Annotated in this window: 8 protein-coding genes; 4 read left to right on the forward strand and 4 right to left on the reverse strand. The window is 45.0% G+C overall.

Going from position 1 to position 11,730, the window contains the following annotated elements; translation table 11 throughout:
* Positions 1-15 precede the first annotated feature (15 nt).
* On the reverse strand, positions 16-870 hold the full coding sequence (locus EJ063_RS12350) for an MIP/aquaporin family protein (RefSeq protein ID WP_126574588.1): 855 nt from the start codon (positions 868-870) through the stop codon (positions 16-18).
* Between the two features lie 434 nt (positions 871-1,304).
* Here EJ063_RS12350 and EJ063_RS12355 point away from each other — a divergent pair, with 434 nt between their 5' ends.
* Positions 1,305-2,555: a cyclic di-GMP phosphodiesterase gene (locus EJ063_RS12355; RefSeq protein ID WP_126574802.1), complete on the forward strand. Its 1,251-nt coding sequence runs from the start codon at positions 1,305-1,307 to the stop codon at positions 2,553-2,555.
* Positions 2,556-2,607: 52 nt separating this feature from the next.
* On the opposite strand, the gene dapD is transcribed toward EJ063_RS12355, so the two are convergent.
* Positions 2,608-3,639 (reverse strand): 2,3,4,5-tetrahydropyridine-2,6-dicarboxylate N-succinyltransferase, encoded by a 1,032-nt coding sequence (gene dapD, locus EJ063_RS12360; protein ID WP_126574589.1) that lies wholly within the window; start codon positions 3,637-3,639, stop codon positions 2,608-2,610.
* 351 nt (positions 3,640-3,990) lie between these two features.
* The gene (locus EJ063_RS12365; protein WP_126574590.1) at positions 3,991-4,599 is read right to left on the reverse strand and encodes a peroxiredoxin C; all 609 of its coding nucleotides are present in this window, start codon (positions 4,597-4,599) and stop codon (positions 3,991-3,993) included.
* Between the two features lie 199 nt (positions 4,600-4,798).
* Here EJ063_RS12365 and EJ063_RS12370 point away from each other — a divergent pair, with 199 nt between their 5' ends.
* The 3 genes from EJ063_RS12370 (at position 4,799) to aceA (ending at position 9,454) form a co-directional block, all read left to right on the forward strand.
* Entirely contained in the window at positions 4,799-5,704 is a 906-nt protein-coding gene (locus EJ063_RS12370) for a hydrogen peroxide-inducible genes activator (protein ID WP_126574591.1), read from the forward strand.
* 631 nt (positions 5,705-6,335) lie between these two features.
* On the forward strand, positions 6,336-7,982 hold the full coding sequence (gene aceB / locus EJ063_RS12375; RefSeq protein WP_167469904.1) for a malate synthase A: 1,647 nt from the start codon (positions 6,336-6,338) through the stop codon (positions 7,980-7,982).
* Between the two features lie 155 nt (positions 7,983-8,137).
* Entirely contained in the window at positions 8,138-9,454 is a 1,317-nt protein-coding gene (gene aceA, locus EJ063_RS12380; protein ID WP_126574593.1) for an isocitrate lyase, read from the forward strand.
* Between the two features lie 154 nt (positions 9,455-9,608).
* Here the strand turns inward: aceA and EJ063_RS12385 are convergent, their stop codons facing one another.
* The gene (locus tag EJ063_RS12385; protein WP_126574594.1) at positions 9,609-11,549 is read right to left on the reverse strand and encodes a HAMP domain-containing methyl-accepting chemotaxis protein; all 1,941 of its coding nucleotides are present in this window, start codon (positions 11,547-11,549) and stop codon (positions 9,609-9,611) included.
* Positions 11,550-11,730 lie beyond the last annotated feature (181 nt).

The following is an 11,730-nucleotide window of genomic DNA, read 5'->3' on the forward strand; positions in this document are numbered from 1 at the left end:
TGTAGGGTCGAAACGTTATGCGCGAGCTTCTTGGGCCTCGTCTTCTTGATCGCACTGGTTTGGAATGGTGCAGCCTTGACCTTGTTGAGGTAAGTAAGCCGCGATTGCTTTCGGGTATAACCAGCCACCGAAACAAGCACCAGCGATAGGAGCAAGTACCGGCACGATGAAGTAAGGGATCTCTTTAGCACCAGTCAATGCGTACTCCCAGCCAGCAAAATAGGCGAACAGTTTCGGACCAAAGTCACGAGCAGGGTTCATCGCAAAGCCAGTTAGTGGGCCTAAAGAGCCACCAATCACTGCGATAAGAATACCAATCAGCAGTGGGTTCATTGCACCACGTGATGCGCCGTTGCTTTCATCACCTAGGGCTAGAATCACAAACATAAGTACGGCGGTAATCACCACTTCCACTGCAAAAGCGCCAAAGAAAGAGAGAGAAGCATGTGGGTAAGTAGAGAAAATACCTGCTGTTGCAAGGGCTTCTTTGCTATCGCGAGTAAAGCCATGAACAATTTCGTAGTCAGTAAAGAGGTTGCTGTAGAGTGCATAAACTAAAGCGGCAGAGCAGAATGCACCGAGCAGTTGAGCGATGATGTAAGGGATGACTTTCGCTTTATCAAAACCATGGAAAGCAGCAAGTGCAATAGTAACCGCTGGGTTAATGTGCGCACCGGATACGCCGGCAGTACAGTAAATTGCGATGGCAACACCGAAGCCCCACATGATACTAATTTCCCATTGTCCAAATGTCGCTCCGGTTAATACCAAAGCAGCCACGCAGCCAACGCCAAAAAAGATCAGTAGTCCGGTACCGATAAACTCGGCCAAGCATTCACCTAGTAGGGTAGGTTGTTTGTTCGTTGTCATTTTTAAAGTCCTTTGTCGTTTGTGCTTATCTAGCACGGTGATATTGTGCATATTTATTCGCCTTCGAAAATAAACGAACATTAAAAATGAGCGTTTGAGCATGAATTTGTTATTCGAATGCGCACTTTTTGTTAAATAACGCAGCTTTTAGAACGAAAAGGAAGTTTTTGGAACATTGGTGTCCGAAGGTGAAATGAAGTTCGGCTAAATTAACGCTGAATGGCCACTTTCACAACTGGTAAGATGAGTTTTGTGAGGCCGCTTCTTCGATGATGGGAAATTATCCAAATTTACGCTTTTGCATTAGGGAATAATGGTGAATAATGCAACAAACGGGATGTCATTCGAATGTTGCAGGGCTTGCAATAACGGCAGAGAAAATAGCCTCAGAGACTTCGATAACAGAGCATTTAAGCGTTCTTGAAATACAGCAGATGAAAGTAAAATTAGCAGTAGAACAGTTACAAATCGGTCACTATGTATATTTGCCTTTGAAGTGGGGGCAGCATCCTTTCTTACTCAACTCATTCAAAATTAAAAGTAATGAGCAGCTGCGTATCATAAAAAATCTCGGTTTACAGAGCTTAACGATCAACGCACTTAAAAGTGATGTGTTGGAAGAGTTTTGTGAATCTGGCACTGTGGAGTCCACCCCGGCGCTTCCTGCTGAACAACTCGACCAACAGGTGATGGACGAACTTTGGGCCCAAAAGAGTGAAAGTCGTCAGCAGTTAGCGGCGATTGAAGATCGCCTCCACCGTTCTAAAGAAGCTTTTGCTGATACCTTAAAAGATCTGCAGGCGATTTTTGATGAAGAGAGTCTCGCAAAGAACCCAACGATCAGCACGTCTGTATCGATCGTCAATAATCTCTACAACAGCATTAATAAAGAAGGGAATAGCACGATCCATCTGATGAACGATTCCGTCGGATATGAGCGTTTACATTATCATTCGCTCAATGTGTCGTTGCTTTCTGTCTTGATTGGCCAAGCGAAAGGGTTTACCGCCAAACAGTGTCAGCTAGTGGCATTTTCGGCGCTATACCATGATATTGGTAAGCTGAAACTTCCCACGAGCTTACTTTTAAAAAGCGAATCTTTAGAGGATGATGAAAAGCTAAAGCTTGCCTCTCACCTTGAATTAAGCCTAAAAATTGCCACTAGGATCCCTAAGTTTCCAGAACCAGCGTTAAAGGTGATTGGTCAGCATCATGAGCTTAATGATGGCTCCGGTTACCCCAATCAGCTCACTCAAAATGAAATTAACCCCATTTCTCGCGTCCTTATCTTGGCGAACCGTTACGATAACCTCTGTAATGGGGCCTCGACAAAGTTCAGCCCTCATAAGGCGCTAACGTATTTGTATCATGAGTGCCGAGCTCAATTTGATATGAAAGATGTGATGGCTTTGATCAGTGTGGTAGGGGTTTACCCTCCGGGTACGTTGGTGGAGTTATCTGATCAGCAAATTGGTGTGGTGATTTCGACCAATGAGGAAGAACGATTAAGTCCTTACGTGCTGGTTTATGATGAGCGAGTCCCACGAGATGAAGCGGCGATCATCAATATTAGTGAATTTGGATTAAGTATCAAGAAAGTGTTGGATGCTAAAGAGCTCACATTAGATCAGTACCATTATCTGAACCCTTCATCACAGTCGACCTATTTTATTGAAGTTGAATAAAAGAAAAGCCCCTTAGCAAAACTAAGGGGCTTTTTAATGCATTGTTTTCGAATTAGTTATTGCTGTGTAGCTCAGAGTTCAGTTCAACCGCTGATTTGTTAGCAAGACATTCGATTTGACCAGTCACTGAGTTGCGACGGAATAGAAGGTCAGAAACACCTGCTAGGTCACGAGCTTTAACCACTTCCACTTCTTGGCCAGAAGAATCTAGCATGCGTACTTTAGCGCCTGCAGTTACGTATAGACCAGACTCAACCGTACAACGATCGCCTAGAGGGAAGCCAAGGCCTGCGTTTGCGCCTAGTAGTGAGTTTTCACCGATAGAGACAACAACAGTACCACCACCAGAGAGCGTACCCATGATAGATGCGCCGCCGCCGATGTCTGAACCGTTACCTACCACAACACCTGCAGAGATACGACCTTCAACCATGCTCACGCCAGTTGTACCAGCGTTGAAGTTGATGAAGCCTTCATGCATAACTGTCGTGCCTTCACCCACGTGCGCACCAAGACGAACGCGAGAAGTGTCAGCGATACGAACGCCTGCTGGCACCACGTAATCAACCATTTTAGGGAACTTGTCTACACAATCTACAGACAGTGCACGACCTGCTAGGCGAGCTTCGATTTGACGATCTGCTAGCTCCGGTAGATCGATAGGGCCTTCGTTTGTCCATGCGATGTTGTGCAGTAGACCGAAGATGCCGTCTAGTACGGTACCGTGTGGTTGAACTAGGCGGTTAGAGATAAGTTGTAGCTTTAGGAAGCCTTCAGCCACTGACGCTGGTTTCTCGTCTGTTGCTAGTACAACAAGAACCAGTGGTTGCACAGATTCAGCTGCTTTCGCTGCGAATGAAGCGTTTGCTGCATCGCCGTTCGCTTCGAATGCTGCTGCTAGCTCAGCACTTTGCGCTGCTGAGATTTCGATAGCTTGGTTACCTTGCTCATAACCGGCCACTTTTGCTACTGCGTCTACAAGTGCGTCTGCTGGGTTAAGAACTGGGTTTGGAAAAAACGCTTCGATGATTTTGTCGTCACGATTTTTCGTTGCCGTACCAAAGGCTAGAGAAAAGTAAGCCATGTTGAATCTCCATGTTTGAATTCATTTATCGAGCATCGTTGCTCTTTCAAATTACGTTAGAGTCATCATAAAGAGAGGATGTTCGAGTTTAAAGACCTGACTAGGATAAAGTCTGTAAGCCGATATTTTTTGTCTCTTTAGCGATATATTGTCTTTTTGCCTATATGGACCTGATTAAGCTATCGAGGCAAATAGAGCAATAGGTATAAAAAAACCCGAAGCAATGCTTCGGGTTTTTAGTAAGACTTTACTTATAACTGATTGGCGTGGCGCTTAAGCGCTCTTAGCGTATGTTCGCTTTATACGGACCAACCGTTCATACCCGTTGAGCTTGGGTATGGTAAACAAGAATTACTTGTTTAGGTCTTCTGCGTGCTCAGATAGGAACGCTGCAACACCTTTTGGAGATGCGTCCATACCTGCTTTACCTTCTTCCCATTGTGCAGGACATACTTCGCCGTGCTTCTGGTGGAAGTTAAGAGCGTCAACCATGCGTAGCATTTCGTCGATGTTACGGCCTAGTGGTAGGTCGTTAACAACTTGGTGACGTACTAGACCGTCTTCGTCGATTAGGAAAGAACCACGGAAAGCAACGCCTGCTTCTGGGTGCTCAACGTCGTATGCTTTACAGATTTCGTGCTTAACGTCAGCAACTAGTGGGTACTTAACTTGACCGATACCGCCATCTTCGATAGCAGTGTTACGCCATGCGTTGTGAGAGAACTGAGAATCGATAGAAACACCGATTACTTCAACACCTTTAGCTTGGAAGTCAGCTAGACGGTTGTCGAAAGCGATTAGCTCAGATGGGCAAACAAACGTAAAATCTAGTGGGTAGAAGAAAACAACCGCTTTCTTACCTTTAGTGAATTCTGCGAAGTTGAAGTTATCAACGATCTCACCGTTACCTAGAACAGCTGCAGCAGTAAAATCTGGGGCTTGACGACCTACTAGTACCATTTTTTTGCTCCTAAAAATTATGGTTAGTTCCAAAGCCAACCTAATATTGTTGGTTTGGTTCGTGTTTATGCGGGACAAACTATAGTACAGATTGTAGTATGGGAAAAAGCGAATTAAATAGATTAAGTTAATCGAAAAAAGCGATAAGCTTGAAAGCATTAACCTGGTCAACTTCTACTCAATAATTATCAATACTTTTATGAATAAGTGGCCCAGCCTTAAACAGTTACACTACCTTATTACCTTACATGAAACTCGTCATTTCAGTGAAGCGGCAGAAAAGTGTTTCGTTAGTCAGTCAACCTTGAGTAAAGGCATACAAAACCTTGAAGAGCTGATTGGTTGCCCTCTATATGAAAAGAAAGACAAAAAGAGCCCATTGGTGTTTACCCAAGCGGGCGAGCGGGTGGTGCACAGTGGCAGAGAGCTCTTGGCAAAGGGACAAGATTTAGTTGAACTTGGCAAACTGTGCCAAGGCGATGAAATGGAAGGCCAATTGAGAGTCGGCTGTATTCCAACTATTGCCCCATTTTTACTTTGCGATTTAGTCCAAGAAGTTAACCAGCGATTCCCTCAGCTTGATTTACTGTTGCGTGAAGATACGACAACCAATCTATTGGCAGCATTGCGTCATGGTGAGTTGGATGTCTTGATTCTTGCGCTGCCCGTTGAAATCGATGGGATGGACAGCTGCATAGTCGGTAACGACCCGTTCCGTATGATCATCAGCAAGAATCAGGTCGATGCGATTCAAACACCGATCAAATATGCCGATTTACCGAACGAGTTTGTCTTTTTATTAGAGAAAGAACACTGTTTGACGGAACACGCGGTTTCCGCTTGCCAATTGACCGATAAAGAGAAGATCAACCCATTCTCGGCCACAAGTCTTCATACCTTGGTTCAAATGGTCGCTAACGGCATGGGTACCACGTTTATTCCACAAATGGCGATTGATCATGGCTTGATAGAAAATCAAAATTTGGTGGTGATTGATGCGCCGGGGCAACAAGCACATCGTCATATTGGCTTGGTGTGGCGACCAAGTTCTTCGCGTGTCAGCACCTTTAATCAGCTTGCGGATGTGGTTTCTGAATTACTTTAAGATAATTTAAAAGTCATTTTAGCGCTTAGTATTAGCTACCTTCCTCAATTGTCCTTCAAAAAGCACACTAGTTTTAGTGTGCTTTTTAGCATTTTATCCTGTTGGTGAACTTTGACTTGTAAAATTTCACAACGAAATCTTGATGAAGGTTTCATTAAATTGTGAAATTTCACAATGTGAATTTTACAGCTGTCAAAAAATAGCCTGTTTGATAAGGCGGTTGCATATCCTGCTTGAGCCTTTTCTAGCAAGGCTTTCCTATTATCTTTCATAAATCAAACGTGCGTTTGAAACGATTTTACACGCCAAATTTCACTGTAATTAAATTACGTAACTCATTACATTTTGGTGATCGAAATCAACAACTTGCCCCAAGCGGAATAAAACTTTGAATTTAACGTTTTGTTTACTTTAGGTCTTTTACTCTAGTCAATGTTGGTATAGCTTAAATGTAGGCCTTGTAAGACTTATGTCTAGATTGCAAAGCAGTCACAGGTCGGTGAAAGTAGAACCACAGAACGGACGAAACCGGATTCAAACAACAATAACTTTAAATAAGTCTGAGATAACAAAAGTTGTTTGATAGTTACAAATGTAACCCGGGTAAGAATAAGATCGAAAGGAATTGATTATGCTTGCCAATACACCAGATAGAGAAGAAACAACAGTAGAAGCCCAAGAAACCCTACTAACAGAAGGCATGCTTAGTGTGACAGGTACCCTTTCGCCTCAGCACCAAGCGATTTTCCCTGTTGAAGCCCAAACCTTTTTATCTCTGCTGTGTGAACAGTTTGCACCACAGGTTGATACGTTGCTGAATGCTCGAGAAGAGAAGCAGGCTCGTATTGATGCTGGCGAGCTGCCGGATTTTCTTGAAGATACGTTAGATATCAGAGAAGGAAGCTGGAAGATCCAAGGGATTCCAACGGATCTGCAAGATCGTCGTGTAGAAATCACTGGTCCTACTGACCGTAAGATGGTGATTAATGCACTGAATGCCAATGTAAAAGTATTCATGGCGGATTTTGAAGATTCGATGGCACCTGCTTGGAACAAAGTGCTTGATGGACAAATTAACTTGCGTGATGCAGTTAACGGTGACATCAGTTACACCAATCCGGTGAATGGTAAGCACTACGCGTTGGACGAAGATCCAGCGGTGTTAATCTGCCGTGTACGTGGCCTACATCTACAAGAAAAACACGTAACGTTTAATGGGCAGATCATTCCTGGGGCGCTGTTTGACTTCGCGCTTTACTTTTACAACAACTACGCCACGTTGTTGAAAAAAGGCAGCGGCCCTTACTTTTATATTCCTAAATTGCAGTCGCATAAAGAAGCCCAGTGGTGGAGCCAAGTATTCCACTTCACCGAGGATTACTTTGGTTTAGATACTGGCACGATAAAAGCGACGGTTCTGATTGAAACTTTGCCTGCTGTATTTGAAATGGACGAGATTCTGTTCTCACTCAAAGAGCACATTGTTGGCCTTAACTGTGGCCGCTGGGACTACATCTTTAGCTACATCAAAACCTTGAAAAAATACCCTGAGCGCGTGTTGCCAGATAGACAAGTCGTGACGATGGACAAGCCGTTCCTAAATGCCTACTCGCGTTTGCTTGTTCATACGTGTCACAAGCGTGGTGCTTTCGCAATGGGAGGTATGGCCGCCTTCATCCCTGCGAAAGACCCACAAACCAATCAGCAAGTGCTCGATAAAGTCCATAACGATAAGTCGTTAGAAGCGAATAACGGACACGATGGCACTTGGGTAGCTCACCCAGGGTTAGCGGATACGGCTTTAGCGGTATTTGACCTGGCATTAGGAGAGCGTACCAACCAACTGAACGTGTCGCGTCATCAAGATGCGCCAGTGACAGCAGAAGACTTACTTGCTCCTTGTGATGGAGCCATCACTGAGCAAGGCATGCGTCATAACATTCGTGTTGCGCTGCAATACATCGAGGCGTGGATCTCAGGCAATGGGTGTGTACCGATTTATGGCTTGATGGAAGACGCGGCGACCGCTGAAATCTCTCGCGCCTCTATTTGGCAATGGATTCAGCACGGCAAAGCGCTTGATAACGGGCAGACCGTAACGAAAGAACTCTTCGAACAATATCTGACTGAAGAAATCGAAGTCGTCAAAGAAGAAGTAGGGCAAGAACGCTTCGAATCAGGACGCTTTGATGAAGCCGCAGCACTGATGGCGAAACTGACCACCAGTGATGAGCTAACCAATTTCTTAACTATTCCAGGTTACGACTACTTGGATTAAAGGGCTCTGTCATCCTCACTATAGGGAATGACACATATTCAAACAATAACGTGAATTGTCTGCGGCAGAGAAGGATGTACTGCCAAAGAACAAGGAAAAAACAGCGCCTGTGTTTTCAACATATTAGAAGCGCAAATCAAAAGAGGGATAGACCAATGACTAACTTAACTCGCCGCCAACAAATCGAAGCTCTGGAAAAAGACTGGGCAACTAACCCACGCTGGAAGAACGTTAAGCGTCCTTACACGGCTGAAGAAGTGGTAGAACTACGTGGATCAATGGTGCCTGCTAACACCATCGCCCAACGTGGTGCTGACAAGCTGTGGTCACTGGTCAACGGTGATGCGAAAAAAGGCTATGTTAACTGTCTTGGTGCTCTAACGGGTGGTCAGGCGGTACAGCAAGCCAAAGCGGGTATCGAAGCGATTTACCTATCAGGCTGGCAGGTAGCGGCAGATAACAATACGGCATCAACCATGTACCCAGACCAATCACTATACCCAGTAGATTCGGTACCATCAGTGGTTAAGCGCATCAATAACTCTTTCCGTCGTGCAGACCAAATTCAGTGGTCAAATGGTAAGTCGCCAGAATCTGAAGGTGGTATTGATTACTTCCTACCAATCGTAGCGGATGCTGAAGCAGGCTTTGGTGGTGTACTTAACGCTTACGAACTGATGAAGTCGATGATTGATGCCGGTGCTGCAGGCGTTCACTTTGAAGACCAATTAGCGTCAGTGAAAAAATGTGGTCACATGGGCGGTAAAGTACTGGTTCCAACTCAAGAAGCAGTGCAAAAGCTAGTAGCAGCGCGTCTAGCAGCAGATGTTTCGGGCACGACAACACTGGTTATTGCACGTACTGATGCGAATGCCGCAGACCTTATTACGTCTGATTGTGATTCATACGATGCTGATTTCATTGAAGGTGAGCGTACCCAAGAAGGTTTCTACCGTGTTCGCGCTGGCATTGACCAAGCGATCTCTCGTGGCCTAGCTTACGCACCATACGCAGATCTAATCTGGTGTGAAACGGCAACACCGTGTCTAGAAGAAGCACGTAAATTCGCAGAAGCCATTCACGCGGAATACCCAGGTCAACTATTGGCATACAACTGTTCGCCATCATTCAACTGGGAGAAGAACCTAGACGCAGATACGATTGCTAAGTTCCAGCAAGAGCTATCGAACATGGGCTACAAGTACCAGTTCATCACGCTAGCGGGTATTCACAATATGTGGTTCAACATGTTCGAGCTTGCGCATGATTACGCACAAGGTGAAGGTATGCGCCACTACGTTGAGAAAGTTCAGCGTCCTGAGTTCCAAGCGGCTGAGAAAGGTTACACGTTCGTTGCTCACCAACAAGAAGTAGGTACTGGTTACTTCGATAAGATGACCAATACGATTCAAGGTGGTAACTCCTCAGTAACAGCTCTAACGGGCTCTACCGAAGAAGACCAATTCCAATAATCCCTTAACCATGACACCTGTGAGTAGGTAATCCGATGTTTAGTGATTACTTACTCACGTTAAGGTGTCGATATTCTGTTTTAGGCATAAACTTTGACATGCTTTTGAGCGGCGCAGGCCGCTCTTTTTTATTTCCTATCCTTTTATTTCCTACCTACAGCTTAAAGAAACTGAGTAGATCTTTTTGCTTCGCGGCTAAGTTGGAGAGCTCATCACTGGCACGTTTGCTTTCTTCTATCCCAGCGACATTTTTATTCACTAAATCAAAAGCATGAGAGACATTTTGTGAGATGTCTTGAGTCACCCCTGATTGTTCTTCTGAGGCGGTGGCGACGTGAGTGTTCATGTCAGAGATTAACGATACGGACTCGGTAATGGAAGAGAAAGCGGTTCGTAACTGCTCGCTGTATTTACGTGAGTCTTCTGCTAAGGTCAGGTTGGATTGCATGTATTGATTGGCATCTTTTGCCTGAGCTTGTAACCGAGAAATGATTTCTTGAATATCGACCGTAGACTGTTGAGTTTTAGCGGCAAGGGAACGTACTTCATCCGCGACCACGGCAAAGCCTCGACCTTGTTCACCGGCTCGTGCTGCCTCAATCGCAGCATTAAGCGCCAGTAGGTTAGTTTGTTCGGAAATGGAGTTAATCACCTCAACCACGGTACCGATTTCAACTGAGTATTCTTGCAATTGGTTGACGATCTTTGAGGTCTCTTCTATTGAGGTGTCGACTTTTTGTGAGACTTCATCAGACGAGTCGAGTAAGCGTCCACCCTCAACCACATTATTGGTCGCATCACTGGCGGCATTTTCTGCATTGGCCGCATTTTGGCTCACTTCGGATGCGGTGCTTGAGAGCTCATTAATGGCCGTGGCGATTTGCTCGACTTGGCTTAACTCTTGTTGGGCGTTGTGCTCGGTATCGCTCATGATACCGGTCAATGACATCGAAGAAGAAGAGACGTTATCAGAGATTTGATGGAAGCCGTCAATGATGCGTCTGAGCTCTAAACGCATTTGTAGAATATTCGCGTAAATTCCAGACTCTTTGCCCGTCGTTTGAATTTGACTAGAAAGATCGCCAGACGCGACTTCAGCAACGATTTCTTGAATATGACTTGGTTCACCACCGACAACGTTCCATACGCTGCGATAAATCGCAATCGCAATACCTAATGCGCTCACAATCACGATAAACGAGAGCACAATGAGAATCACTTGAGCACTGGCAAATCGCTCAACCATTTCTGGGCCAACGGAGTCTTGATTATCTTTGGTGGCAAGCTTGATTTCTTCGATGGTTCTGGCTGCTGATACCCCCATCACATCCAAGGTGCTGGAGATGATTTGGTTGCGTGAGTTAATGGTGTTGACGACTTTGCTAAAGGCTGCCTGGTATTGCTCGAAGGCGTTTTGAAAGGCTCGCAAATATTCGAGTTGCTGCGCTGACATGAGTTGAGACTCAACATCTTCCGCAATATCAGCAACGAGCTCAAACTCTTTTTCAGCACGCTCGACATCACTTTGCGCGTTACTGGTTAAAAATTTAGAGGCATAGAGGCGGGCGAGCAATAGGTGTTGTTGCAAGCTACCAGCGCTGACCGCCACATCTAAATCATCTTCTGTTGCCGCCTGATTCATGATATTGGTGACCGACTTACGCATAGCCAACCCTGCAGGAGTGAGCTCTTGTTTGACCAATTGATTGCGTTGGTTGACTAATTGAATGACCTGGTTGAAGCCTTGCTGATATTGGCTGAGTTGTTTCTCTATGGCCATGAACTCGGACTTATGCGAATCATCAATGTGCAGAGCAAGTACTTCTTCAATCAAACTGATGGCTGCGGTGATTCGAGTATTCAGCTCTGAAATGTTTTTTTGATCGTGATCTTTGATGTATTTCAAAGCAGCGAGCCGTGCTTCGAGAATATTGGCTTGGACACGACCGGTAGCAACACTGGTTACAGCCAGCCCTCGATATGTGTTGAATCCATCGCTAGATTGGAAAAATCGCAGTGAAGCCACGATCGAGATGACTAAAATTAGGCCTAGGATCACACTGAAACCTAGGGTAAGCAGTTTTTTGAGGCTCATACCAATGTCCCTATTTGGCGGATTTTAATGATTGAACCGAACTGACATCATAGGTAACTGTATTTATAGTTTTGTTGTTAAGTGTAGTGGCTGAATCAGCCTTATGCAGTCAAAATCACATGGCGTTTTTCGAGAGTGAGTTAATAGGTTGAATAGTAAGGAAGAGCTTGAGGAAGGAGGA

It is taken from the genome of Vibrio aquaticus (assembly GCF_003970385.1).
Lineage (GTDB): Bacteria > Pseudomonadota > Gammaproteobacteria > Enterobacterales > Vibrionaceae > Vibrio > Vibrio aquaticus.

Excerpts from the sequence above, each read along its gene's own strand:
- EJ063_RS12350 (WP_126574588.1), bottom strand. The coding sequence starts at position 870 with ATGACAACGAACAAACAACCTACCCTACTAGGTGAATGCTTGGCCGAG.
- EJ063_RS12355 (WP_126574802.1), top strand. The coding sequence starts at position 1,305 with ATGAAAGTAAAATTAGCAGTAGAACAGTTACAAATCGGTCACTATGTA.
- dapD (WP_126574589.1), bottom strand. The coding sequence starts at position 3,639 with ATGGCTTACTTTTCTCTAGCCTTTGGTACGGCAACGAAAAATCGTGAC.
- EJ063_RS12365 (WP_126574590.1), bottom strand. The coding sequence starts at position 4,599 with ATGGTACTAGTAGGTCGTCAAGCCCCAGATTTTACTGCTGCAGCTGTT.
- EJ063_RS12370 (WP_126574591.1), top strand. The coding sequence starts at position 4,799 with ATGAATAAGTGGCCCAGCCTTAAACAGTTACACTACCTTATTACCTTA.
- aceB (WP_167469904.1), top strand. The coding sequence starts at position 6,336 with ATGCTTGCCAATACACCAGATAGAGAAGAAACAACAGTAGAAGCCCAA.
- aceA (WP_126574593.1), top strand. The coding sequence starts at position 8,138 with ATGACTAACTTAACTCGCCGCCAACAAATCGAAGCTCTGGAAAAAGAC.
- EJ063_RS12385 (WP_126574594.1), bottom strand. The coding sequence starts at position 11,549 with ATGAGCCTCAAAAAACTGCTTACCCTAGGTTTCAGTGTGATCCTAGGC.